The sequence below is a fragment of the Streptomyces sp. NBC_01214 genome (assembly GCF_026340975.1).
Taxonomy (GTDB): Bacteria; Actinomycetota; Actinomycetes; order Streptomycetales; family Streptomycetaceae; genus Streptomyces.
The window spans coordinates 4,371,539-4,396,490 of the sequence record NZ_JAPEOS010000001.1 but is presented as its reverse complement, the minus strand read 5'-3'; the positions used below and the strand labels follow the sequence as shown (position 1 = coordinate 4,396,490).

Sequence of the window (24,952 nt, the reverse complement as noted above, 5' to 3'; positions counted from 1 at the left end):
CGTCACCCGCCGAGGGCGGAACGCCCCTGCGTGACCACGCCCCGCGCCTGCCCCCGGTCCCGCCACCGGTCCGACAGCCCGTCCAGTGCCGACCGCGCGGCGACCTCGCCCTCCTCGTAGGCGCTGGCCCGGGCCTCCCGGATGGCCTCGTGGAGCTGTCGTACGGCCTCGCCGGTCCGTCCGACGGCGGCCAACGCCTCGCCGTGCAGGGTGCGCAGGACCACCCGCCGCGGGGCCGCCAGCAAAGGCGCGGCGAGAGCCAGCCCCCGGGCCGCGTGTTCCGCGGCTTCTGCCGCGGCGCCGACCGACAGCAGGTGTTGGGCGAGGTGTTGGTGCGCCAGGGTGACGGTCTCGGTGAGGCCTTCCCGCTCGGCCAGGGCGAGCGCGTCGGCCAACAGGCCGCCGGGCCGCTCGCGGTCCCCGTACCGCATGAGGGCGACGGCCAGGTTGATCCGGGCGACCGCCTCCCCGGCGAAGTCCCCCGCCCGGACGGCGAGTTCGGGGGCGCGCTCCAACCGCGCCAGGGCTTCCTCGGGCCTGCCCTCCTCGGACAGCACCCAGCCGAGCAGCGCCGACGCCCGGGACTGGGCCGCCGGATCACCGTCGAGTTCCGCGGATGCCAGGCCCTGTTCGAGCAGCGGCACCCAGCCGTCGCGGACCTGCCACACGACGAGCGGCCACTGGAGCAGGACGAGCCGCCAGGCCCGGTCGTGGAGGCCCGCAGCGACGGCGGCCTCGACCGCCGCCCGCAGGGTGCCGCGTTCGGCGGAGTACCAGGCGAGGGCTGCCGTTCGGTCGGTGAACCGGCGGATCTCGGCGGAGCGCCGGGCGCCGGGCGGGAGGGCGCAGCAGGGCTCGCCGCCGGGCTCCGCGGCCGCGCACGCCGCGAGCAGGGTCTGCACCCAGTGGTCGAGCAGTCGGAGCAGCCCGGCGGGTTCGTGATCGGGTGCCAGGCTGCGGGCGAAGAGGCGCACCAGATCGTGCAGCACGTAGGACCGGGGGCCCGTCTCGACGACCAGCTGGGCCGCGGCCAACTGGTCCAGCGCCCGGGCGGCCTGGAGCGGCGGACAGTCGGCGAGCGCGGCCGCGGTGCAGGTGTCGAGCGTGGCGCCGGTGTGCGGGCCGAGGTGGTGGAACAACCCTCGTGCCGGTTCGGGCAGGTGCCGCAGGCTGAGGCCGAGCGCGGCGGCGACGCCGGTGTCCTCCGCCTGGAGCAGGTCCAGCCGGTGCTGCTCGTCGGCGAGTTCACCGGCGAAGGAGGCGAGTCCCCGGTGCGGACGCGTGGCGAGCCGGGCCGCGGCGACGCGCAGCGCGAGCGGCAGTCCGTCGCACAGGCCGGCCAATCGCGCGGCGGCTTCCGGTTCGGCGGCCACCGGTTCCGGGCCCAGCACGGCGGCGAGCAGCGCCGTCGAGTCGGCGGCGGGCAACGCGCCGACCTTCACCGGGCGGGCGGCGTCGGTGGCCACCAGCCCGTCGAGCCGGTCGCGGCTGGTGACGAGGGTGACGCACTCCTCCCCGCCGGGCAGCAACGGACGGACCTGCTCGGAGTCGACGGCGTTGTCCAGTACGACCAGCAGTCGGCGCCCGGCGGTCAGTTCGCGGTAGCGGGCCCCGAGGGCGGCGGGCGACCCCGGCATCCGCTCGACCGGGACGCCGAGCGCGAGGAGGAACTCGCGGAGCACGGCGCGGGTGTCGCGGGCCGGGGTGGGGCTGAAGCCGCACAGGTCGGCGAAGAGCGTGCCGGCGGGGAAGTCGGCGCGACGTCGGTGCGACCAGTGCACGGCGAGCGCGGTCTTGCCGACGCCGGCGCTGCCCGTGAGGGTGACGATGGAGCCCGGCGCCGCGGTCGTGATGCGATCGAGGGCGGCGAGTTCGTCCTGCCGTGCGATGAAGCCCCGTGGCCGGCGGGGCAGCAGCTGGGGCCTGACGGCGGGCGGCCGGGCCGTCCCGTTGTCGGCGGCCGCGTGGGGGTGTGCGTGGGCCTCCGCGTGGGCGTGGGCCTCCGCGTCGGTGTCGGGGTGGGCCCGGGCGTGCGCGTCCGTGTGCAGGAGGGTGTGGTACGCGTCGGTGAGCACCGGTGCGGGGTCGACGCCGATCTCATCGGCGAGCAGCTTCCGCGTGCGGTGGAACCAGTCCAGCGCGTCCGCCTGCCGGCCCGCCCGGGCCAGGGACAGCATCAGTTGCGCCACGAGCGGCTCGCGCAGGGGGTGCGCGGCGGCCTCGGCACGCAGCACGGACGCGGCCGCGCCGTGGTCGCCCAGCTGCCCGTACGCGCGCGCCAACGCCTCCACTGCCGTCAGGCGCAGCTCATCCAACGCCTGCGCGGGGGCCTCCAGCGGTGCGCTGTGCACGGTCCCGGCGAACGCCGGCCCCTGCCACAGCCCCAGCGCCTCGCGGAGGACCGCCACGGCCTCCCCCGGGTCCGTGCTCCGCCGGACGAGCCGGAGCGACTCCTCGAAACGGTGGGCGTCCACGAGCGTTTCGGGCAGGCGAAGCCGGTACGCCGCGCCCTGGGTGAGGAGTTCCACGCCGTGTGCGGCAGCGTCGTACTGTGCGAAGACCGCCCGGAGTCGGGAGACGTGTCCCTGGAGCACGGTGCGCGCGTGTCGCGGCGGCTCCTCGTCCCACAGGGCTTCGGTGAGCCGCTCGACCCCGACCGGCGTGTTGGGGTGGGCCAGCAACATGGCCAGCAGGCTCCGTCGTTTGGCAGGGCCGAGCGGGAGCGGACCTCCGTTCGCCGTCGTTACGGAGACCGGCCCCAACACGCGGAACTGCACAGACCCCACCCTTGTCGATCCGTACCGCTTCGTACCGTTCTGTTCAGGTAATGACAGCCCCTGTCCGAGGATAAGTCGGATTGTTCCGGCGGCATGAGTGCGCCCTCGGCCAAACATGGAACGCACGTTCCGCTCCCGAACGCACCGGGGGTAGATGCGGCATGGGCGGAGCGTTAGCGGGCCGTTAGAGCATCGTTTGCGGCCGGTGGAAGTGTTCGGAGCGTCAAGTCGTTCCGTCGTCCCGATTGGGGAGTACCCACATGACCTTGGCCATCCTCCGCCGCTCCGCCCTCGCGGTCACCACCCTCGCGCTCTCCGGGGCCGCCCTCGCCGGCGTCACCGCCGCCCCGGCGCAGGCGGCGGCGCCCGCCGCCGCCGCCGGCTTCTGTCACGTGTCCGGGCTCGGCGGCGACTACATCTGCGAGTACGGCGAGGCCTGGATGACGTACCCGGCCGGAAACCGTCAGGTCTTCATCGTCGGCACCGACTTCGCGGTGTGGACCCGCTGGCAGTACGCCGGGGGCTCGTGGAGCGACTGGACCTCCATGGGCGGGACCGTGCGCAGCGGGGTCCGCATCGAAGGCAACAACACCTGGAACCCGACCATCTCGATCGTCGGCATGGACGGTGAGCGCTGGTCCCGCCACCGCTTGAACAGCGGCAGCTGGACCCCCTGGCAGAACTGACCCGCGCACCCCGGCGGGCCGCCACCCGCCGCGCCCAGGGAGAGAGCGGTACGCCCGTGACGGGGGTGTCCCTGGCACGGCGGCCCCACCCCGACCCGCCGTGCCCGACCTCCGGCCCGCCGGGGCCGGCCGCCACCCGAGGTGGCCGCCGGCCCCGTACCGCGCCAGCCGGTTCCGCGTTCCTCGTCGTGACGTACGGCGTCGCGGCCGCCGGCGCCCTCGCCTCGGCCGACGCGGGACGCGGACGCGGGAGCGTCAGAACGCGTAGAGGGCGTTGCCGTTCAGGGTCGCGGACATCACGCACGCGTTGCGGAAGGTGTGCTTCCATTCCACCCGGCCCCCACCCCATACGCCGTCCGCGGTGATGGTGACGGGGTCCTGGCGCCTCGAGCACGCCCGGCCCGGATCGGGAGCGGCCAGCAGGCGGTCGAGCTCGCCTTCGGTGGCGTTGAGGGCGTCGCACGCGGCCCGGGGGGCGGGGTGCGTGCCCTCGGCGGTGTAGCCACAGCTCAGGACGACCGCCCGCAGGGCCGTGCCCGTGGCGGCGTCGTCCCCCTGCATGACGGTGAGGACCATCGCGGAGGGTCCGTGCAGGCTCGCGGGGCTCGCCTCCGCCAGGCCCGCGGTGCCGGCGAGGCAGAGGAGCGTGGCGGCGGAGACGGCGGCTAAGCGGTGGCGCATGACAAGGCCCACTTTCGGATCGAAGGCTGTTGGGGGCGCTAGAACTTTCATGTAGCGCTCAAGTGAGCCTGAGCCTGCCAGGTGTGAAGGACCTCCGCACACGGGCGGTCGAATTACGGACAGTCCGTTCGGATGTCGGCGATCCGAGGGGCGTTCCCGCAGCTCCCGCCGGGTGCCCGCAGGCCCGCACCACGCACAAGCGCGGTGCGTCGACGACCGGCGTGACGCGACCTCCCGCACCTGCGGCCCAGGTGGCGGCCGCGCACGGTGCGCCGAACGGCCCACCAGGGTGACCGGATCGATACGGTGACGAGCCCGCACGCCGGCCCGGACGGTCCGCGGACCGTCCGGCTAACGGGCGAACCACCGGACGGCGAGGCGGCCTCCGCGCGCCCGGTCTGGTCACCCGGTCAACCTGCCTTCAGGCGGCGGCCGATCTCCTCGGTCATGCGGCGCTGGAGTTCGGCCAACTGCTCGTTCGTGTAACCCGTCAGGTCACCGGGGTCCCCCGGGTTCTTCGCGCCCTCCTGCTGCTGCTGTTTCTGCTGCTCCCGGCGTTTGAGCTCCTGCTCCTCGGGCGATCCCGGCACCGCGTAGGCGCACCGGATGAGCCCGCCGTCGGCGGCCTTCAGGCAGGTCGCCTCACGGCCGCCCACCTGCCCCTTCCCCTCCACCCGGTAGCGGACGTTCTGCTCGCTGCCGACGGTGGCCGTCCACGTTCCGCCCCCGGTGGGCACGACCTCGAACACCTGGTCGTCGTTGTAGCAGCAGACGTCCCGGTACTCCGCCTTGATCAGGGCGACGAGCGCCTTCGGAGACGACCACGCCGGATCGAGGCGATGGACGGTCATCGGAGCGAGCCCGCCGCCCTGGTGGCGGGTGGGCACCGTCGACACGGCCACGACCGAACTCGCCTCCCCCTGCGGGGTGAGCGGGGTGACGTACGCGCTGCGCCCGGCCTCCGTGGCGTACCGCATGGTGAACTCGGACTCGTTGCCCTCGTTGGCGCCGTCCTCGGAGGCGTCCCACCCGCTGCGCTCGAACCACCAGTCGCTGAAGCCGCCCACCGCGGCCGTTCCCTCCCGCTGGCGGGCCGCGAGGCTGATCGGATAGGACGGACCGGGAACGGCGGAGGTGTCGGTGGTGACGGTGAGCTTCCCGGTCCGCCCGTTGTAGAGCGCCACACCGGCGGGGCGCTCGGTCACCACGAGGATCCCCGTCTGCCGCTTGAGCGGGACCACCACGACCGGCGTGCCCTCCGAGCAGGTCACGTAGGCGTCGTCGGCCTCGAACCGGACCCACCGCTTCTCGGCCGAGATCTTCCTGCCGAGGTTGTGGGTGAACCAGCCGCTGATCCTCGCGTCCGCCTCGGACACGTCGAAGGGGCAGCGCTCCTGGCTGCGGCTCTCGCCGCCGAGGGGGACGTCCTGCACGAGGCCGACCTCGTACCCGGCCAGCCAGCCGCGCCGCTCGACCAGGGTCGCGAACCGGTCCGAGTCGGGCAGGTAGGTGATGTCGGAGATCTCGCCGGTGACATCGCCGAGGTGCGGGGCGGCCTGCGCCTTGCCGGCCACGTACGGCACCCGGGCCGCCAGAGCGGGTACGGGCTCGGTCACGACCTGCGCAGTGGCCATGTAGGCACGGTCCTGCAGGTACGAGCCGTAGACCAGCCAGCCGACGGTGAGGCCCAGCCCGACGACGGCGCCCAGGCACCCGAGGGTGACGGCCGCGTTCCCGGCGCCCGCCTTGTGCCCCGCACGCCGCCGCAGCCAACCGACCACCAGCGCGGCCACCGCGGTGGCCGCCGCTGCCAGCAGGGGCAGCGCGAACCAGGCGAAGAGCTTGCGCAACTCCCAGACCGCGATCGTGGTGTAGTACGAGGCGTACCAGAGCACGAACCCCACCGGCAGAACCACGATCCCCACGCGCAGTGCCCGACCCATCAGCGCCCCCGCCCCTCGGCCCCCGCCCCAGTGCGTCCGATTCTCCACCCCGGACCGGAACATGTCACCGGCTCGTGCGGACGCTCGGGATTCCGCTGACCACCCTCGCCCCGGGGGGCTACTGTACGAGCACGACGAGTTGCACACGGTCACCCGAGGAGGAATCCTGTGCCATCGCCCTGTGACTCCAAGCACGCTGCCGTCGGCGATGTGGGTGCGGCGCTCATGATGATCGACTCACGGCTCAAGGCCATCTACGCCGGCAAGGCCGGGACCGACCCCGAACAGCAGCAGCTGATCGACCAGTTCACCGCCTCACTGGGCCCCGAGGAGGCCGAAGACCTGGTGGACGGCGCGTGCACGCTCATCTACATGTTCGTGCAGTGGCTGCGGATGGCCCACGAGGACCAGGACAGCGACGTCATCGAGTACGTGGTGCCCAGCTTCGTGGCCTCGCTGCGCATGATGCCCAAGAGCGTCCGCCCCGAGGTCATCCCCACCATGGTCGGCCTGGTCGTCGCGGCCGCCACCGGCCTCAGCCCCAACCTCTGGCGCAAGCAGTACGGAGATTGGACCGGCGACGAGATGAACTCCCTGGAAGCCACGGCCTTGCTGCTCGCGGAGCACATCAACCGGCTGACCGGAGACCACGACTTCGCCACCCGCATGGTCACCGAGGCCCTGTCCCGCTCGAACCAGGACTGACCGGCACCGCCTTCGCGCGTGCCCAGCACCCCTCCGGCCCGTGGACGGCCCTCCCCTCACCGCCGCCCGCCGCCGGCGGGGTGGAGCACGGCTTCGGCGATCTCACGAACGCGGTCCACGGTGATCCCCGTCCGCTGCTCGACGGCGAGGGGATGATCGGTGGGTTCGAGCTCGACGAAGGGGCGCTCGCCGAGCGGGCGGGTGTGGAGATGCGTCTTCAGGTTGAGCGTCGTGGACGAGTAGACGGTCAGCTCGGTGTTGAGCCAGCCGAAGTACGGCGGCTCGGAATCCCGGCCCGGTGTCTCCCACAGGTCCGCGGCGCGGGCGAAGTTCTGACGGCTGAGCGACACCCAGACGGCCCAGGAGAACAGCTCGTCGGTGCCGATGACCGGTATCTCGATCAGCCCCTTGACGAAGTGGTGCTGGGCCTTGACCACGCACTGGTCCGACGAGAGCAGACAGTCGTCGGCATCGGCGAACGCCGCGTCCCACACGGCCGGGGCCCCGGCCGTGTAGTGCATGGGCAGGCTGCCGTGGTGGGCGCCGCAGCACGAGCAGGTGAATCCGTGATCGCTGGTCATGACGGGGAGACTAGCGACCGGCTACGACACTCCGGCCGTGCGGGACCGGCGGACGGGAGCGCCCTCGGGGGCTCCGGTGAGCCAGGAGCCGTCGCCGAGGGGTACTCCGTCGTACGGGTGGTTCGCGTCGAGGGAGATCTCGCCGGCGGGGGTGCCCGTGGGCACGTCGACGAGGTGGTGGCGGAACCATTCCTCCTCGTCCTCGCGTTCGCCGCCCAGTGTGACGACGGCCGTGTCCGGGGTCAGGTAGCCGCCGCTCCATTCCACGCAGGTGTCCTCCGGGTCGTACCCGAAGGCATCGACGGACAGGGTGAACAGCACCTCCCCGCCGGGGTGGTGGTGGAAGGCGACGTCCTCCTGCCCGTGGTCGACGGTCATGAACTGCTGCCCGCCCGGCGCCAGGTCGATGAGGCAGCGGTCCGGCCACGGGTAGGCCACGCACTGCGGTACGCCGTCGGCGCCGATCGCACCCCTGAGGACGACGGACCCGTCCTGACCCTCGCCGATGCTGAGGTACACGCTGCCGTCCACCGGGTGCACGGAGTGGCAGCCGCCGTGCCCGACGGTCTCCAGCTCCCGATCGGCGAGGACCTCCCCGGTGTCGGCGTCGTACACGACCCACCGGTCAGCGCGCCCGCGTCCCGCCATCACGTCCGGCCGGTAGACCCACACCGTGCGGCCGTCCAGGGAGAGCGCAACGCCGGTCCGGTGGCCGTGGCGGACGTCGCAGTGCGGCTCGAAGGCCGACGCCCACACCGGGTCTCCGGCGCGCGTGAGGCAGACGACTCCGTTCGGCGTCGCGTACACGACCCGCTCCAGATCGGGCCGTACGACGGACTCCACGACCTCGTCGCCGGCGCGCGGCCGGAAGACCGCGGCGGGCTCCAGCGCCCCGAAGGCGCCGGGGCCCACTGCATAGGCGTGGATCTCCCCTTCGCGGTGCCGCGTGATGACCTTCGGAGGCTACTCAGGAACCATCCGCCAAGATTAACTCCGCGGCTCTAGACCTTCGTCAACGGGAGGCTCCGGGGGTCGGCCGGGCGGGGTACGAAGACCGGGGAGTCCGACTGGTAGAAGAGGTCGATGTCGGCCTCCTCGCCGCCGACGATCAGGGTGTCCCAGGCGCCGCTCTCCCGCAGGGTGCGGAGGGTCGCGGGGGCGATCGGGGCGAGGTGGGAGCGGAGTTCCCCGTCCGTGGGCAGGCCGGGCAGCCGGGATCCCAGCCGGTCGCGGATACCGGCCATCCGGTCCAACAGCGCCTCCAGGTCGCTCCCGTCCGCGGCCCCGGCGCTCGCCCCCGCACGGGTACCGGCGCCGCCGGCCTCCGCGCTGCGCGCGATGATGTCCTTGATGGCGCGGGTGACGCCCTGGTCGTCGGTGGTCACCATGGCGTTCCAGGCCCGGCTCTTGTGCCGGTACTGGAGCATGGACATGGCGGCCTCGTGCCGGATGAAGTCGGCGTCCCGCAGGGGCTTGCCCTGCCAGGCGCGGCTGAGCGAACGGGCCAGCGAAGTGGCCGAGGCCAGGCCGCTGTTGAGGCCGCGGCCCGGCCAGAAGTGGATGGCGTTGGCCGCGTCGCCCAGCAGGAAGCCGAAGGTGCCGGGGCTGGTCGCGGTCGGCCGGTGCAGCTGCGCCGTGAACCGCGGGCGCTGCACCATGTCCAGCCGGAAGGAGGTGATCGCCGACAGGTCTTCCTCGGCCACGCCGAACAGGCGCAGGCCCTGCCGGATCTCCTTCCACAGCGGGGAACTGCGCAGCAGGGCGGGCAGGAAGAGGGTGCCGTGGGTGGGGCAGCGGAACTCGTTGTCCTCCTCCTGCCGGCTCATCAGGCAGGGGCGGGTGGCGATGCACTCCTCGAAGACGTGGCGCACCGGGTCGATGCCGATGACGTTCTTGGCCTCCTCCCGGGTGAGCCGCATGTTCAGGAAGCCCTCGCCGCGCAGCGAGTTGAGCAGGAAGCGGTTCTGCGACACGGTGAGCAGCACGCTCATCGGGTCCGGCAGCTTCGACGTGACCCGCAGCCCCAGCACGACGTCCTGAAGGTGTTCGCCGTCGAGGGAGTAGATCGAGGCGTCGGCCGCGCCGAAGCGGTCGGCGTAGTGCTCGCGGGTGCGGGAGCGGCCGCCCTCGCAGATCACGAGGACGTGTTCCTGGGTGAGCCGGTTCTGCTGTTCCGTCACGTCGAAGCGTCTGGGGACGAGGCGGATCGCCGGCCGCCGGTTCGCCAGGTGCAGCAGTCGGTCCTCGATGTGGGCGATCCGGATGTTGCGGGGCGGCCGGCCGTCGACCGAGTCGGGGCCGACGGGCCACATCTCGGAATAGGAGCCGCCGTCGTCGAACAGTGCGCCGAGGACCTCCTCGGACAGGGCGAGGTACTGCCGGCTCTGGACGGTCACCACCTGCTGGCGGCGGAAGTTGCCCTGGGTCTCGTCCTTCCAGACGACCGCGGATCCCTTTCTGGTCCAGCGTCCGTCGTAGAGGGTGATGGCGGTCCTGCCGGGCAGCATCTCGTCGAGCGCCAGGGCGAAGGCGAGGCCCACCGGGCCGCCGCCCGTGATGGTGACCCGTAGCGTGCCGGGGTCCGCGGCACTGATCCGGGGGACGTCCAGCAGGGAGAGGTCCATGACCGTCTCCATGGCATCCTGCGCCTCATAGAGGAACGTTTCGTCACCGATCCGGATGCAGTCGTTCGGACGCAGCACGTGCCGGGTGACGCGCTGGTCGTTGACGAACGTGCCGTTCCGGCTGTCCCGGTCGTAGAGGACGAACCCCGGCTCCTCCGTGAGGATCTCGGCGTGCAGCCGGGAGGCGCTGGGACTCACGATCACGACGCCGTTGTCGTTCTTGCGCCCGAAGCTGAGGGGCTCACTGCCCAGAACCACGCTCTGTCCGGTGAACGGACCCGTGCGCCCGACGATGACCGATGGCACTGCACACCCCTTGGAAACGACACTGCTGCTGACTCGTACGACAAGAACACGCCGTCGAGAACGTGTTCGGTTCAACCATTTCTTGGAATCTTTTGAGTCCTGCTGAACCGGGGGCCCGGCCGGTACGTGATGCTCGCGTCGGCCGGCGATAAGAGGAGAACCACCCCCATGTACAACGAGGAAACCGAGACCGTGACGGAGACCGCGCTCGCGGCCACCACCCCGGCAGCGGGTCCGGTGGGCGGGGAGCCGCTGATCGCGGGCCGCTACCGGCTGTTGTCCAGGCTGGGAGAAGGCGGTATGGGCACCGTGTGGCGGGCCCTCGACGAGACCCTGTACCGGGAGGTCGCCGTCAAGGAGGTGCGGGCCCCGGCCGGTCTCGGGAGCGATGACATCTCCCGCATGTACGGCCGGCTGCAACGGGAGGCGTGGGCGGCGGCCCGGATACCCGACCGCAATGTGGTCACGGTCCACGACGTGGTCATGGAGGACGACCGGCCCTGGATCGTGATGGAGCTGATCCGCGGGCAGTCGCTGGCCGATCTGTTGCGGGCCGAGGGGGCGCTCACCCCCCGGTACGTCGCGCACATCGGCGCGGAGGTACTGGGCGCGCTGCGTGCCGCCCATGCCGTCGGGGTGGAGCACCGGGACGTCAAGCCGGCGAACGTGCTGCTCGCCGACGACGGACGGGTGGTACTCAGCGACTTCGGCATCGCGATGGTCGAGGGCAGCACCCATCTCACCATGACCGGCGAAGTGGTCGGCTCCCCCGAGTACCTGCCGCCGGAGCGCGCGCTGGGTCGCCCCTCGGGCCCCGAGTCGGACCTGTGGTCCCTCGGCGTGATGCTGTACGCCGCCGTCGAGGGGATCTCCCCGTTCCGGCAGGACAGCGCGCTGAACACCCTGCGGTCCGTCGTGGAGGAGGAACCGCCGGCAACGACGCGCGCCGGCCCGCTCGCCCCGGTGATCGCCGGACTGCTCCGCAAGGAACCCGAGCAGCGGACCCCGGCCGCCGAAGCCGCCGAAGCCCTACGGGGCATCGCACACGAAGCGGACGCCACGACCGCCGCCGGGGCCCGCATCCTGCCGACCCCTGCGGAAGCCGCCGCGGCCGAGGCGCCCGCCGAGACCTCCACGGTCACCGCCCCGCCCCGCAAGCGCCGTACGGCGGCCTTCGTCGCGGCCGGCACGGCCGCCTGCCTACTGATCGGCGGCGGGATCGCCTACGCACTCGCCAACGACGCCTGGAACACCGCACCCGGTTCGGGCGTACGGGTGTCGGTGGTGGGCTCGAACACGGCCTACACCGGCGCATGCCCGATCCCCGGGAGCCGGGCCCCGTCGTTCACCGCGACCTTCACCGCGTCCGAGCCGACGTTGATCTCCTACCGCTGGGTGTCCGGCGACGGCTCGGTGGTGGACCCGCACTGGCGCACCCTGTCGATCGGGGCCAAGGGCGAGCCGACGGGACGCGACACCGTGAGCCTGACGACCTACGCGAAGACCGGCACCCTGGCGTCCGGCATGGCCGTGGAACTACAGAGCCCCGCCCCCTTCACCTCCGACCCGGTCCCCTTCTCGATCACCTGCACCAGCTGACCCCCGCACGGGCCCGGCCGGCGGCGGCGTTCGGGGCCGTCACGGTGCCCGGGTCTCGGCCGCCTCGACGTTGGCGACCATCCTGCGCAGCACCTTGAGGGCGGCCACGTACTCCTCGTCCGCGATGCCCTGGTGGATCACGGCGCGCTGCTCGGTCACCAACTGCCGCAGTCGCGCCCGGGCGGTCTCCCCGGCCTCGGTGAGGTGCAGGAGCTGCCGGTCGTCGGTAGCGAGCCAGCCGCGGTGGAGCAGCTGGTCCACGACCCGGGCGATCTCGTGCGGTCCTTCCGCGAGCGGCGTCAGCTGGGCGACCACTTCTTCGCGGCCGGGCGCGGGAAGTCCGCTGTTCACCCGGTTGAGCACCCAGTACTGCGGCTGGGTCACGTCGATCCTGGCCATGGCGTCCCGCAACTGCCGGGTGACCGCCGCGTGGGCCAGGCCGCTCCAGTAGCCGATGGGCTGGGTGGCCAGCATGCCGTCGCTGGCGGCCGGATCGGCCGGCGCCTGGTCGGTGGTGGTCGTACCGGTCAGCGGTTTCATGTTCACGACGCTACACACCCCCGAACGCCGACTAACGCGCGACCGCCGGCTTCCGCCGGACCCGGTGGCCGAACGCCGGGTGGGCCGTTCCGGTGGTCCCGTACCCGGGTTCGCCGCCGGAGCGCGAGGGGTACGGCGGCCTTCCCGGGTACGGAGACCATCCTGAGGGTGCCGTGCGGCCCCGCCGCTGCCACCGCCCCTCGATCCCGGCCCGCCGGGAAGCTACGGAGACCGATGTCCCCGACCGTCGCCCCCGAAGCCACTGCCGCGGCCCTGGTGCGCCGCCCCCAGCTGTGGCTGGTTCCCACGATCCTGACGGGGCTGCTCGCCCTGCTGCTGTCGCTGCTCTACATGGGCGGCATCGTCAACCCCAACGCCGAACTGCGCGACCTGCCCATCGCCCTGGTCAACGAGGACAGGGGCCAGCCGCCGCAGGGGCAGCGGCAGAACCTGGGTACGCAGATCACCGCCGCCATCGCTTCGGACCCCGCGGGCGGCAAGGCGGACTGGCGCCAACTGAGCCTCGCCCAGGCCCAGGACCAGCTCGACTCCGGCCAGCTCTACGGCGCGCTGGTGGTGCCGGCCGGCTTCACGGACTCCGTCACGGCGCTCCCCACGTCCGGCGCCACGAAGCGGCCGACCATCACGGTGCTCACCAACCCCGGCAAGGGCAGCCTCGGGTCCTCGTTGGCGAGCCAGATCACGACGCAGGCCGCCCACCGCGCGTCCGGCACCGTCGGCGAACAGCTCACGGCCGCGGCCGGCGACCAGGCGAGCGCCACCGCGAAACTGCTGCTGGCCGACCCGGTCGAGGTCGTCACCCGGGTCGGTCACCCGATCGGCACGCACAGCGGCCTGGGTCTGACGGCCTTCTACTACACCCTGCTCCTGGTGCTGGCCGGGTTCATGGGCGGCAACGTCATCAGCAACGGCGTCGACACCGCCCTCGGCTACGCCGACAACGAGATCGGCCCCTGGCACACCCGCCGCCCGACGGTGCCCATCGACCGCACCCAGACGCTGCTCCTCAAGATGCTGATGACCGCGGGCATCACGCTGGTCAGCGTTTCCCTGGTGATGCTGGCCTGCATCGGCATCCTGGGGATGGACGCGTCCCACCTGCCCCTCCTGTGGGTCTACTCGTACTGCGCGGCCCTCGCCGTCGGCCTGGGCGTACAGGCCATCAACGCCGCGTTCGGCGGGATCGGCCAGCTCGTGTCGATGTTCGTGTTCATCGTGCTGGGTCTGCCGTCCTCGGGTGCGACCGTCCCGCTGCAGGCGGTCCCCGGCTTCTACCGCTTCCTCTCCCACTTCGAACCGATGCGTCAGCTCAGCGACGGCGTGCGCGCGATCCTCTACTTCGACGCCCGCGGCGACGCGGGGCTCACCCGCTCCTGGATCATGATCGCGGTCGGCACGGTGCTGGCCCTGCTGTTCGGTTTCGCCATGACCGCGTACTACGACCGCAAGGGCCTCAAGCGGCTCACGCCGCAGCCCGCCTGACGCGTCAGGCGGGCCTGCCGTCGACGTACGTGGCGACGACCTCGACGGCTCCGATCCGCGAGGGCTCGACCCGCCTCGGGTCGTCGCCCAGTACGGCCAGGTCCGCGCGCCGGCCCGGGGCGAGGGTGCCCGCGCTGTCGTCCCAGTGCGAGGCGTAGGCGCCCGCCACGGTGTAGGCGTGCAGGGCCTCGTCCACGGTGATGCCCTCGTCTGGCCCGATGAGGGCCCCGGAGGCGGAGGCCCGTTCCACCATGAATTGGACGGCCCGCAAAGGTGATCCGTCGGTGACGGGACGGTCGGAACTGCCCACCAGGGTGACCCCGTGCTCCAGGAAACCCCGGCCCCGGTACATCCAGGGGGCCCGGTCCGGGCCCAGCACGGCCGCGTAGTCGTCGCCGAAGGAGCGCAGGAAGTGCGGCTGGACCACCGCGCTCACGCCGAGGCGGGCGAAGCGCGCCAGCTGGTCGGGCCGGACCAGGCCGGCGTGTTCGATGCGGTGCCGGGCGGTGGGGCGGGGCCGCAGCCGCTGGGCGCGTTCGATGGCGTCCAGGGCCAAGTCGGCGGCGCGGTCCCCGATGGCGTGCACGGCGAGCTGCCAGCCGGCCAGGTGACCGTCGACGATGGTGTCGGCGATCCGCTCGGGGTCGTCCTGGAACTCCCCCGTGTGGTCGCTCCCTTCGTAGGGGCGGGTGAGTGCGGCCGTACGGGCCATCATCCCGCCGTCCGTGTAGACCTTGAGCGCGCCGAGGGAGAGCCAGTCGTCGCCGAAGCCGGTGCGCAGGCCGAGGCCGAGCGCGCGGGGGATCCCGTCAGCGGCGTGCGCGGCCACGGGCCGCAGGGTGTCGGCGGCCGCCATGAGCTGGACCCGCAGCGGCAGCCGCCCCTGGTCGCGCAGGAGTTGGTAGGCGCCGAGCTCGACCGGACTGTGGCCGAGCAGGCCGCCGCCGATGCCCGCCTCGGCGCAGGCGGTGACGCCTTCGGCGAGGCAGGTGCGGCCGGCGTGTTCGATGGCGTCGGCGATCTCCTCCTGCGCGTAGGGCAGGCGCAGCCGGCGGGCGGCGGTCATGGCGCTCTCGGCGAGGAAGCCCTCGCCGTGGGCGAGTTCGCCGGGGAGCAGGTCGAGGACGGTGGTGTTGACGACGCAGCCGTGTCCCGAGTCGTGCAGCATGAACACCTTGCGGCCGTCGCTGACCTTGTCCAGTTCCGCGGCGGTGAGGTGCCGGCCGAGGGCCCGCTGGTCGTAGCCCCCGATGTCCACCCATGCGCCGCGCGGTTTCCGGGCGACCGCCTCCGCGACGACGGCGAGCACGTCATCGACGCGTGCGCAGGGCGCCACGCTGGGGGTGGTCGCTTTGAGTCCGGTCCAGGCCAGGTGCACGTGGGAGTCGATGAATCCGGGCAGCACGGTGGCGCCTTGGAGGTCGACGACCGCACGGGCGGGCAGCGAGGTGACGGCCTCGTCCAGGCCGACGATCCGGCCGTGCCAGATGCCCAGGTCGTGGGCGACGGGGTGGTCGGGGTCCATGGTGAGGAAGGTGGCGTTCGTCAGCCTGGTGCAGAGCATGGGTGCTAGGCCGTCCCTTTCGGGTCTTGTCGGATGGGCCCGGGTCGTCCGGTGCGGCGGGCTGGGCCCGGCAAGATCCGGAAGAGACGGCCTGGTCCTCAGGGGGTGGGCGCCGTACGGGAGGCCGGTACCGGTACGCGGCCGCGCGCGACGATGGACTGGAGGATCTCGCCGACCCTGACGGCGGTGTTCGACAGCAGGGAGGACGTGATGCCGTGCGTGTGCTCCGTTCCTCCCTGGAGGTAGATGCCGCAGCGCAGTTCGGGCTCGCTCTCGACACGGTAGTCGCGTGCCACGCGGACGCGGCCGAGGCCGTCGCGCCGGCAGTACTTCTCGACGTCCCCGAGCAGCCCGAGGCCGTCCGCCGAGCGGTATCCGGTCGCGTAGACCAACGCGTCGGCCGCCAGGGCCTCCTTCTCGCCCGTGACCAGCGACTCCACGGTGACGCGCACGTGGTCGGGGGTCTCGGTGACGTCCGCGAGCCGTGACACCTTCAGGAAGCGCAGCCGTTCGGTCCCGAGGACCTTCTCCTGGTACTCCTGCCGGTAGAGGTCGTCGATGAGGTCGATGTCCACCACGGAGTAGTTGGTGTTGGCGTGGTACTCGATCAGCTTGCGCTTGATCTCCTCGGGGGCGGTGAAGTACTCGTCGACCGCCGAAGGGTCGAAGATCCGGTTGGCGAAGCCGCTGTCGTCGGCGGGGCTGTAGCCGTAGCGGGAGAAGACGGCGCACACCTCGGCCCGGGGGAAGGTGCGGTGCAGGAAGGCCACGTTCTCGGCGGCGCTCTGACCGGCGCCGACGACGACGAACCGGGAGGGGTCCGCGCCGCCCAACGCGGCGACCCGCATGAGCAGTTCCGAGGTGTGCCAGATCCGTTCGGTGCGGTCCACGCCTTCCGGCATCTGCGGCCGCAGGCCGGTGCCGATCACCAGGTTGCGCGCCCGGTGGACCACGAGTTCGGAGCCGGAGCGGGCGGTCACGTCCACGTACTCGATGACCCCGTCGCGCAGGACGGGACGTACGGCGACGACCTCGGACCCGTAGGAGACCATGTCGTCGACCTTGGCCGCGGCCCACTCGAAGTAGTCGTGGAACTCCACGCGCAGGGGGAACAGGCTCTTGTGGTTGACGAAGTCGATCAGGCGGCCCCTGCTCTGGAGGTAGCAGAGGAAGCTGTACTCGCTGGCCGGATTGCGCAGTGTCACCAGGTCCTTGAGGAAGGACACCTGCATCGTGGCGTCGTCGATGAGCATGCCGCGGTGCCAGCCGAAGCGGGGCTGCTGCTCGAAGAAGTGGGCGGTGACCGCTTCCTGCGGTCCGACACCGGCGTTGTGTTCGCTGAGCGCGATCGCCATGGCCACGTTCGAGGGGCCGAAGCCGATGCCGATGAGGTCGTGGATCAGTGGCGCATCATCGGACAGATCCTGTGACATGTCACTCCCAATCGTGCGGGGGGCAGCCGATTGCCGTGCGTGGGGGAACCGGGGCGGGGCACGCCGAAGGAGCAGAGCCCGAGGAGAACTTAGGGAAGGCTAACCTGACAACACAGTGCTGTCGATGGGCAAATCAGATCGAGCCTTCATCGACGCCGAGCTGAACTCTCTGCAAAAGAGGGGGTGTTGCACAGTTAGGTAAGGCTTGCTTTACTCGTTTTGAAATCTGTCGCCGCTCTAAGGAGGAACCCCATGCGGGTCGTCATGTTCGGCTATCAGACGTGGGGGCACCGCACCCTGCAAGCCCTGCTGGAGTCCGAACACGATGTCGTTCTGGTCGTGACGCACCCGAAGAGCGAGCACGCGTACGAAAAGATCTGGAGCGACTCGGTCGCCGACCTCGCCGACGACCACGGCGTCCCGGTGCTCATCCGCAACCGCCCCGACGACGAGGAACTGTTCACCCGACTGAAGGAGGCGGAACCGGACATCATCGTGGCGAACAACTGGCGCACGTGGATCCCCCCGCGCATCTTCAACCTGCCCCGCCACGGCACCCTCAACGTGCACGACTCCCTCCTACCCAAGTACGCCGGCTTCTCGCCGCTGATCTGGGCACTGATCAACAACGAGCCCGAAGTGGGCGTCACCGCCCACCTGATGAACGACGAGCTCGACGCCGGCGACATCGTGGTCCAGCGCGCCGTACCGGTCGGCCCGACGGACACCGCCACCGACCTGTTCCACAAGACGGTCGACCTGATCGCGCCGGTCACGGTGGGCGCCCTGGGCCGGATCGCGGCCGGCGAGACCGAGTTCACCCGCCAGGACCGGTCGCAGGCCAGCTTCTTCCACAAGCGGTCGGCCGAGGACATCCGCATCGACTGGAACTGGCCGGCCGAGGACCTCGAGCGCCTCGTCCGCGCCCAGTCGGCCCCCTATCCGGCGGCCTTCACCTTCCACCGCGGCAGGCGCCTGGAGGTACTGGCCGCCGTCGTCTCCGAGGGCCGTTACGGGGGCACGCCCGGCCGCGTGTTCTACCGCGAGGGCGAAGGCGTCGTGATCGTGGCCGGAGCCGACGCCCGCACCGGCCGCAACCACGGCCTCGCCATCACCCGGGTACGGACCGAGGAGGGCGAAGAGATGCCCGCCACCGACTACTTCACGACCATGGGCGGCTACCTGACGAGCCGCTGAGCCACGGCGTCGACCCCCTCGCCCGGACGGGCGCCCGAGCCGGTACGTCCCCCTCCTCGGGAAGGGGGACGTACCGATGAACGCGCTTCGGTCGCGTACGACGTGGTCGTGCACCAGCGCGTACGGACGTGCGCCCCGCCGCTCCGTCCGCCTCCTGCGGGAAGGCATGCCGATGCGGATGGGAATACCTACGTTCGTTCGATAACATCCCCACCATGACGCGCGTAGTATATCCAGGCTCTTTCGACCCGGTTACACATGGGCACCTTGACATCATCAGGCGCATAGGCGCCCTATATGACCAAGTAGTCGTCAGCGTGATGGTCAACATAAACAAGAAGTACCGCTTCACCGCCGAAGAACGCGTAGACATGCTCCGCGAGGTGACCGCGGACCTGGACAACGTGCGCGTGGAATCGTCCGACGGCCTGCTCGTGGACTACTGCCGCAGGGAGAAGTTCACGGTGGTCGTCAGGGGACTGCGAACGATCAGGGACTTCGAGGGCGAACTGCAGATGGCGCAGATGAATTACGGTCTCGCCGGCGTGGAGACCGTATTCATGATGACGAGTGAGCAGCTCAATTTCTCATCCACCCTCGTCAAGGAGGTCATGGACTTGGGTGGTGACGTGTCCCACCTGATCGCACCGTCGGTCCTGAACAGGATGAAGGCGAAGACTGCCCCGTAAACGGCCCCTTTTCTTGTTTCCATTGCACGAGAATTCAAGCCAATCTCGTGGCGATCGGCAGCGCGAAGCCCCGGGTCCTGGCACGCGGCGGCGCGATCGACCCGCACCGCCTCACAGCGGCTCGCACCGGCTCGCACCGGCTCGCACCGGCTCGCACCATGATCAGTACCGGTAAGGTGATACGAAAGTCCCTTATGCCTTCCACCGGTTCACCGCACACGCCACACGTCACCGCCCCCACACACCGAAGCGACGCACACCTGTGAACGAGACAGACCGAGCACCCATCGAAGACACCCTCTTCGGCGCGATCACCGTCCGCCAGGACGGCCAGGACCGCCTTGAGGTCGACGGCGAGGCGATCCCCCGCGTGAGCCTGGAGCGCGACCCGGCGTCCGAGGCGGACCCGCAGATCGCCATCGGCACCCGTGACCCGGCGCACCTCACCCTGCGGGTCGACGGCGCGGTGGTCGGGCTGCTGCCGGCGAAGGGCCGCCTGAGCAGGAACTCGTACCGGGTGGACGTGACGTACGACGGAGCGGAGTACCGCCTCGTCCCGGACTCCGTCCCCAGCAGCCGCCTGACCCGCGACGGCGTGCACCTGGGCGACTTCTCCTCGGACGGCGACGAGACAGTCATCGCCGAATGGCGGGAGGACCGCGAGGTCCGGCCGGCGGACGCGGCGATCGGCTACGCCCTGGCCTCGGCGTTCGGCACGGGCGCCCAGCCCATGTGGATGATGATCGTCGACGGCGTGAGCAGCGCACTCCCCTAAGGATCGCCGTGCGGGCGGGGGCCGTTCAGCGCGGGATCACCCAGCCCGGCGCCCAGGTCCCGGCGGCAGCACGGCCGGCCGCCGTGGCGGCCAGATGGGCGCGGAGGGTGACCAGGGCCGGGTGCGGGTTGTCGCGGTGCCACAGGAACGAGTGCGGGTAGACGGGCGTCGGGTCGGTCACCGGGATGCGGCGCAGGCCGTGGTCGGCGGGCCAGATGAGGCGGGTGTGCTCGCCCATGAAGGTGGCCAGGGCCGGGGTGTCGGCGATGGTGTCCAGGAGCGCGTCGGAGCCGAAGTTGGGGCCGGTCGCCTCGATGGTGAGGCCGAACTCGGCGACGAGGTCGTCGTAGTAGGCGCCCCACTCGGTACCGGGGACGATGCCGGGCATCCAGATCCGGTGCCCGGCGAGCTGGGCGACGGTCACCGACCGGGCGCCGGCCAGCGCATGGGCGGGGCCGGTGAGCAGCTGGAGCGGCTCGTCGAGCACCCGGACGGACTCGATGTCCTCGGGAAGGGGCCGGCCCGGGGCGGCGACGGCGCGGAACGACGCGTCGATCGCACCGGACCGGATCGCGGCGAGGGCCGTCTCGATCTCGAACAGCATCACCACGTCGAGGTCGACTTCCGGGTACGCGCGGTGGAAGCCGCGCATCAGGCCGGCCTGCGCGCCGCGCGAAGCGATCACGTCGACGCGTAGCGGACGGCGGCCGGGGCGTACGGACGTGACCGCGCGCTCGGCAACGCGCAGCAGCTCCCGCGCATGGGGGAGGAACGCCTGACCGTCGATGGTGGGCTCCGCGCCACGGGGTGCGCGGGTGAACAGCCGCACGCCGAGGCTGCGTTCCAGTGCGGCGATGCGTTTGGAGACGGCCTGCGGGGTGATCGACAGGTCGACGGCGGCCTTCTGGAACTGGCCCGCTTCCGCAACGGCGACGAAGGTGCGTACTGCTTCGAGATCCACGCCGATCCACCTTAGTGAACAACGGATGGTTGTGGGCAGCTGGCCGTGCAGTTGTTTGACCTGCTGCTGTGCTGCTCGGTTAGCTCTCCCGGTCAACGTCGGTTTGTTCGGGTGGGAGCGCTGCGCAGGGTGGGCAGGAGACGGTTGGGCCGGCGGTTCGGCTGGCTGTGGACGGCGTACGCGGTGAGCGCCTACGGGTCCGGGCTGGGGTTCGGCGCATTGCCGCTGATCGCCGTGCTGGCGTTGCACGCCGGTCCCGCCGAGGTGTCCGCACTGTCCGCGGTGGGGCCCGCGGTGGGCGCGCTGATCGCGCTACCGCTCGCGCCGTGGGTGGAGTTCCGGCACAAGCGTCCGGTCATGATCGCGATGGACCTGACGCGGTTCGCGGTCATGGCGACGGTCCCGGTCGCCTACTTCTTCGGGTGGCTCGGCTTCGTCCAGCTGCTCGTGGTCTCGGCCGTGGTCGCGGCGGCCAAGATCGCTTTCAGCGCGGCCGGCGGCGCCTATCTCAAGGCCCTCGTCCCGCCGGATGACCTGCTCGTGGCCAACGCACGCTTCGAGTCCACGAACTGGAGCTCCCTGGCGGTCGGGCCGCCGCTGGGCGGGGCGGCGATCGGCTTGTTCGGGCCGGTCACCACCGTGGTGGCCGACGCGCTCAGCTACCTGTTCTCCGCGCTGTGCCTCACCGCGATCCGAGGCCGGGAAGGGGCGCCGCACGCCACCGGCAAGGGCACGGTCCGGGCCGGCGGACTGCTCGACGGCTGGCGGCACATCATGGGCCATCCCGGTCTGCGGGCGCTCTACCTCAACAACATGCTCGTCTCCGGCCTGATCATGGCCACCGAGCCACTGCTGGCCGTGCTCTTGCTGGGCCGGCTCGGCTTCCCGCCCTGGCAGTACGCCCTCGCCTTCGCCGCTCCCTGCATCGGCGGACTCATCGGGTCGCGGTTGGCCCGCCGTACCGTGGCCCGACACGGCCGGAACCGGGTCATCCGGACCGTCGGCACCCTGCGCGCCGTCTGGCTGATCGGCTTGGTCTTCGTCCGCCCCGGCGTCGTCGGCCTCCTGACGGTGATGGCGGTCCAGCTGGCGATCGTCATCAACATGAGCCTGTACACCCCGGTGCTCGCCACCTACCGGCTCGAACACACCCCCGCGCATCTCGTCGCCCGCACCCTGTCGGCCTGGTCGATCGGCCAGCAGGCGTCCGTCGCCGTCCTCACGGCGCTCGCCGGTCTGCTCGCCGACGTCACCGGCCCGCGCACCGCCCTCACGGCCGCGGGACTGCTCGTCCTGACCACCCCGCTCCTGCTTCCGGCAGCCGCCCGTGAAACGGCTGACCGATGGACCTAGGTCCAACCGCGTATGGCAGGGGCGGGGGCAGGTTGCGAGACTGCCGGGATGGAAGAGCTTCCCGCGTCACGCGTTGACGCGTACCTGCGGCGGATCGGGGCGGAGCGGCCCGGGGCGGCGAGTGCGGCTGCCCTGCGCGACCTGCACCTGCGGCACCTGCGGACCGTCCCCTTCGAGAGCCTGTCCATCCACTTGGGACAGGAGATCGTGCTGGAGGGGGAGACACTGCTCGACAAGCTGCTGCACGACGGCCGCGGCGGATTCTGTTACGAGCTGAACGGCGCGTTCGCGCTGCTGCTGCACTCCCTGGGCTACCGGGTGGAGCTGCTGCAGGCCCGGGTGCTTTCGGCCGACGGCGTGCCGGGCGTGCCCTACGACCACCTGGCGCTGCGCGTGGAGTGCGAGGACGGCTGCCCGTGGCTGGTGGACGTGGGCTTCGGCGACCACAGCCACTTCCCGCTGGCCTTCGACGAGCGGGGCGAGCAGACCGACCCGGGCGGGGTGTTCCGGATCGCGGCGTCCGGTGGCCCGGAGGGGGACCTCGACGTCCTTCAGAACGGCGTGCCCCAGTACCGGCTGGAAACGCGCCCCCGGGTCCTGTCCGACTTCGTCACCGGTGCGTGGTGGCACAGCACCTCGCCCGCGTCCGGTTTCACCCGCAAGCCGGTGTGCTCGCTGCTGACGGAGACCGGCCGGACCACCCTCAGCGACCGCGTGCTGACGGTCACGGCCGACGGGGAACGGACCGAGCGGACCCTGGCCGACGACGCCGAGGTCCTGGCGGCCTACCGCACGCACTTCGGCATCCACCTGCCGCGCGTCCCGGTCCCCCTGCACCCCCGCCCCTGAGGGCCGGTCACGGGCGGCGCACGGAGCGGACGGCGCGCACGGCGTCAGCTGCGTTCGAAGCCGTGCGAGTGGCCGATGACGGCGAAGCCGCGGCGCTCGTACCAGTGGCGCGGCCAATCCGAGGCATCGGCCGTCAGGAAGCGGAAGTCGCTGCCGTGGACGGCGGCCAGGCGCAGGGCGCCCGCCAGGACCGCGTCGGCGTAGCCGCGGCCGAGGTGGGCCTCCGAGGTGATCAGGTCCTCGATCTGGGCCGTGCCGGTCGCCCGGTCGACGTAGAGATCGGCCCAGGAGGCGACCTCGCCCGCCTCCGTACGGGCACCGATGAACCGGACGACGTCCGCCCCGCGCCGGCGGGCCTCGCGCCGGTCGACGAGCTGGCGCAGGACCTCGCCGTCGGCGTCCGGGAGGAATCCCCGCCAGCGGCGGGTCAGCGGTACGCGCAGTGCGTCGAGGTCCACCTCCTGCGCGGGTCCGGCGTCCGGCACCGGGCCCGTGTGCAGCATGACCAGGTAAGTGGAGTGGGTGTATCCGGCCCGGATCAGCGGCCCCGCGCACGCCCGGCCGGTCTCGTCGTCGAGTACGGAGATCAGCCGGTGCGGCAGGTGCCCCAGGGCTTCTTCCGCGAGAGCGGGCAGCGCCTCGGGGTCGACGGCCGCGTCGATGACGAGCTGGTTGTTCGCGTAGGACTGCGCGAACGCGTCGTCGTACACGGCGAACCCTCCGGGAAGGACCGTGGTGCGCGCGGCCTGGCGGCGGGCGAAGTCCGAAAGGAAGGCGTTGACGCGCTGGAGTGCGGGGCTCGGCATGGATCGAGCCTATGCAGCCGGGGCCGTGGACGCCTTCGAATTTGCCCGGGGGCGGCCGTCACAGGCGCAGGACGACCAGTGCGGTGTCGTCGGTGATGCCGACGGCGGGGATGAGATCGGCCAGCAGGGCGTCGGCGAGGACGTCGGGCTCGGCGGTGCGGTGCCGTACGAGGGCGTCGGCGAGCCGGCCCAGGCCGATGTCGATGTCCTCGCGGCGGCGCTCGATGAGCCCGTCGGTGTAGAGGACGAGGGTGGAGCCTTCGGCGAAGGCGAGCTGCTCCTGGGGACGGGGGGCGTGTTCGGGCCGGGCGCCGAGCGGGGGGTCGGTGGCCCGGTCGAGGAAGGTGACCGTGCCGTCGGGGTGGCAGAGCAGGGGCGGGGGGTGGCCGGCACTGCTGTAGGTGAGGGTGCGGCTGTTCCAGTCGATGAAGACGGACACGGCGGTGGTGGACTCGGCGCCGTCGACGGAGCGGGCGTACAGGCCGAGGACCTCCAGGGCCTGGGCCGGGCCCTCGGCGACGTGGGAGGCGGCCGACAGGGCGCTGCGCAGCTGGCCCATGACGCCGGCGGCCCCGAGTCCGTGGCCGACTACGTCGCCGACGGACACGGCGGTGCGACCGGGCCGGTCGACGAGGTCGTACCAGTCGCCGCACACGTTCAGGGCCATGGTGGCGGGCCGGTAGCGGACGGCGGCGTGGTGGTGGCCGAGCGGGCGCGGCGCGGGCAGCAGGGTTTCTTGGAGGTGGAGGGCCACCTCGCGCTCGTGGGCGTGGGCCCGGCGCAGGCGCTCGTTGACCTCCTGGAGCTCCCGGCCACGGGTGTAGATCTCGGCCTCCAGCACCTGGGCGTGGTCGCCGCCGCTGCGGGAGCCGGCCCGGATGAGCTCGGTGACCTCTTCCACGCGGTGCAGGAGCAGTGCCACGGTGCCGTCGGGGGCGAGGACGGGCACGTTGACGGGACTCCAGTAGCGCTCGTGCCAGACCCCGGACCGGTCGGGGTACTCGACGTCGTAGCGCTGGACGGCCATGGTGTCGGGCTCCCCGGTGGCCACGACCCGTTCCAGGGAGGCGCGCAGGTTGCGCATGCCGTTGGCCGCCGGATCGTTGGGGTTGTCGGGGAAGACGTCGAAGAGGTAGCGGCCGATGAGCTGCTCGCGGGTACGGCCGGACGTCTCCACGAACGACTCGTTGGCGTCCAGGTACACCAGGTCAGGGGTCAGCAGTGCGACCGCACCCGGAAGGGCGTGGAAGACCTCGTGATAGTCGATCCCTGATCCGTCCACATCCACCTGTCCGCACGCCACCGCCGGGTCATGAGGTCGTTTCCACGATAGGTGCGGGCGTGCGGGGCGGGCCCGTCGTCGGCCCGGCGTTGAGCCGT

21 protein-coding genes are annotated in these 24,952 nt (G+C 71.7%); 9 read left to right on the top strand and 12 right to left on the bottom strand.

Features of this window, described 5'->3' with window-relative positions; translation table 11 throughout:
• Positions 1–2 precede the first annotated feature (2 nt).
• Positions 3–2,765 carry a BTAD domain-containing putative transcriptional regulator gene (locus OG594_RS20670; protein WP_266603097.1) on the bottom strand — a complete coding sequence of 921 codons (2,763 nt, stop codon included), beginning with the start codon at positions 2,763–2,765 and terminating at the stop codon, positions 3–5.
• Positions 2,766–3,037: 272 nt separating this feature from the next.
• On the opposite strand from OG594_RS20670, the gene OG594_RS20665 reads away from it, so the two are divergent.
• Positions 3,038–3,463 (top strand): hypothetical protein, encoded by a 426-nt coding sequence (locus tag OG594_RS20665; RefSeq protein ID WP_266601036.1) that lies wholly within the window; start codon positions 3,038–3,040, stop codon positions 3,461–3,463.
• Between the two features lie 255 nt (positions 3,464–3,718).
• Here the strand turns inward: OG594_RS20665 and OG594_RS20660 are convergent, their stop codons facing one another.
• Together OG594_RS20660 and OG594_RS20655 are read right to left on the bottom strand one after the other, a co-directional pair.
• Positions 3,719–4,144, bottom strand: a complete 426-nt coding sequence (locus tag OG594_RS20660; protein WP_266601034.1) for an SSI family serine proteinase inhibitor — start codon at positions 4,142–4,144, stop codon at positions 3,719–3,721.
• Between the two features lie 410 nt (positions 4,145–4,554).
• Entirely contained in the window at positions 4,555–6,087 is a 1,533-nt protein-coding gene (locus tag OG594_RS20655; protein WP_266601033.1) for a hypothetical protein, read from the bottom strand.
• 168 nt (positions 6,088–6,255) lie between these two features.
• Here OG594_RS20655 and OG594_RS20650 point away from each other — a divergent pair, with 168 nt between their 5' ends.
• Positions 6,256–6,792: a hypothetical protein gene (locus OG594_RS20650; protein WP_266601032.1), complete on the top strand. Its 537-nt coding sequence runs from the start codon at positions 6,256–6,258 to the stop codon at positions 6,790–6,792.
• Between the two features lie 56 nt (positions 6,793–6,848).
• On the opposite strand, the gene OG594_RS20645 is transcribed toward OG594_RS20650, so the two are convergent.
• The 3 genes from OG594_RS20645 to OG594_RS20635 all read right to left on the bottom strand — a co-directional run bounded on the left by OG594_RS20645 (position 6,849) and on the right by OG594_RS20635 (position 10,303).
• Entirely contained in the window at positions 6,849–7,313 is a 465-nt protein-coding gene (locus tag OG594_RS20645; protein WP_266603095.1) for a DUF2199 domain-containing protein, read from the bottom strand.
• A gap of 81 nt (positions 7,314–7,394) precedes the next feature.
• Positions 7,395–8,285: a hypothetical protein gene (locus tag OG594_RS20640; RefSeq protein ID WP_266601031.1), complete on the bottom strand. Its 891-nt coding sequence runs from the start codon at positions 8,283–8,285 to the stop codon at positions 7,395–7,397.
• Between the two features lie 89 nt (positions 8,286–8,374).
• Complete coding sequence (locus OG594_RS20635; protein ID WP_266601029.1) at positions 8,375–10,303, bottom strand: FHA domain-containing protein; 1,929 nt, start codon at positions 10,301–10,303, stop codon at positions 8,375–8,377.
• Between the two features lie 252 nt (positions 10,304–10,555).
• Between OG594_RS20635 and OG594_RS20630 the strand changes: the two genes are divergently transcribed.
• Positions 10,556–11,902, top strand: coding sequence for a serine/threonine-protein kinase (locus OG594_RS20630; RefSeq protein ID WP_266603093.1), 1,347 nt, complete (start codon positions 10,556–10,558; stop codon positions 11,900–11,902).
• Positions 11,903–11,941: 39 nt separating this feature from the next.
• Here the strand turns inward: OG594_RS20630 and OG594_RS20625 are convergent, their stop codons facing one another.
• Positions 11,942–12,442, bottom strand: coding sequence for a MarR family winged helix-turn-helix transcriptional regulator (locus tag OG594_RS20625; RefSeq protein ID WP_266601027.1), 501 nt, complete (start codon positions 12,440–12,442; stop codon positions 11,942–11,944).
• Positions 12,443–12,676: 234 nt separating this feature from the next.
• Here OG594_RS20625 and OG594_RS20620 point away from each other — a divergent pair, with 234 nt between their 5' ends.
• The gene (locus OG594_RS20620) at positions 12,677–13,945 is read left to right on the top strand and encodes a YhgE/Pip domain-containing protein (RefSeq protein ID WP_266601025.1); all 1,269 of its coding nucleotides are present in this window, start codon (positions 12,677–12,679) and stop codon (positions 13,943–13,945) included.
• Between the two features lie 4 nt (positions 13,946–13,949).
• On the opposite strand, the gene OG594_RS20615 is transcribed toward OG594_RS20620, so the two are convergent.
• Together OG594_RS20615 and OG594_RS20610 are read right to left on the bottom strand one after the other, a co-directional pair.
• Positions 13,950–15,509, bottom strand: a complete 1,560-nt coding sequence (locus OG594_RS20615; RefSeq protein WP_266601023.1) for an amidohydrolase — start codon at positions 15,507–15,509, stop codon at positions 13,950–13,952.
• 98 nt (positions 15,510–15,607) lie between these two features.
• Positions 15,608–16,942: a lysine N(6)-hydroxylase/L-ornithine N(5)-oxygenase family protein gene (locus OG594_RS20610; protein WP_266601021.1), complete on the bottom strand. Its 1,335-nt coding sequence runs from the start codon at positions 16,940–16,942 to the stop codon at positions 15,608–15,610.
• Between the two features lie 252 nt (positions 16,943–17,194).
• On the opposite strand from OG594_RS20610, the gene OG594_RS20605 reads away from it, so the two are divergent.
• From OG594_RS20605 to OG594_RS20595, 3 genes are all read left to right on the top strand, one after another.
• Positions 17,195–18,139, top strand: coding sequence for a methionyl-tRNA formyltransferase (locus OG594_RS20605; protein ID WP_266601019.1), 945 nt, complete (start codon positions 17,195–17,197; stop codon positions 18,137–18,139).
• Between the two features lie 215 nt (positions 18,140–18,354).
• Positions 18,355–18,828 carry a pantetheine-phosphate adenylyltransferase gene (gene coaD, locus OG594_RS20600; protein WP_266601017.1) on the top strand — a complete coding sequence of 158 codons (474 nt, stop codon included), beginning with the start codon at positions 18,355–18,357 and terminating at the stop codon, positions 18,826–18,828.
• 286 nt (positions 18,829–19,114) lie between these two features.
• A complete protein-coding gene (locus tag OG594_RS20595) occupies positions 19,115–19,603 on the top strand; it encodes a hypothetical protein (protein WP_266603091.1) in 489 nt (162 codons plus the stop codon).
• A 25-nt stretch (positions 19,604–19,628) separates the two neighbouring features.
• Here OG594_RS20595 and OG594_RS20590 read toward each other — a convergent pair whose 3' ends face one another.
• On the bottom strand, positions 19,629–20,564 hold the full coding sequence (locus tag OG594_RS20590; protein ID WP_266601015.1) for a LysR family transcriptional regulator: 936 nt from the start codon (positions 20,562–20,564) through the stop codon (positions 19,629–19,631).
• Between the two features lie 144 nt (positions 20,565–20,708).
• Between OG594_RS20590 and OG594_RS20585 the strand changes: the two genes are divergently transcribed.
• Complete coding sequence (locus OG594_RS20585) at positions 20,709–21,917, top strand: MFS transporter (protein WP_266601013.1); 1,209 nt, start codon at positions 20,709–20,711, stop codon at positions 21,915–21,917.
• Between the two features lie 48 nt (positions 21,918–21,965).
• Positions 21,966–22,766: an arylamine N-acetyltransferase gene (locus tag OG594_RS20580; protein WP_266601011.1), complete on the top strand. Its 801-nt coding sequence runs from the start codon at positions 21,966–21,968 to the stop codon at positions 22,764–22,766.
• Between the two features lie 44 nt (positions 22,767–22,810).
• Here the strand turns inward: OG594_RS20580 and OG594_RS20575 are convergent, their stop codons facing one another.
• Both OG594_RS20575 and OG594_RS20570 read right to left on the bottom strand, forming a co-directional pair.
• Positions 22,811–23,572, bottom strand: a complete 762-nt coding sequence (locus OG594_RS20575) for a GNAT family N-acetyltransferase (RefSeq protein WP_266601009.1) — start codon at positions 23,570–23,572, stop codon at positions 22,811–22,813.
• Positions 23,573–23,630: 58 nt separating this feature from the next.
• Positions 23,631–24,854, bottom strand: coding sequence for a PP2C family protein-serine/threonine phosphatase (locus OG594_RS20570; protein WP_266601007.1), 1,224 nt, complete (start codon positions 24,852–24,854; stop codon positions 23,631–23,633).
• Positions 24,855–24,952 lie beyond the last annotated feature (98 nt).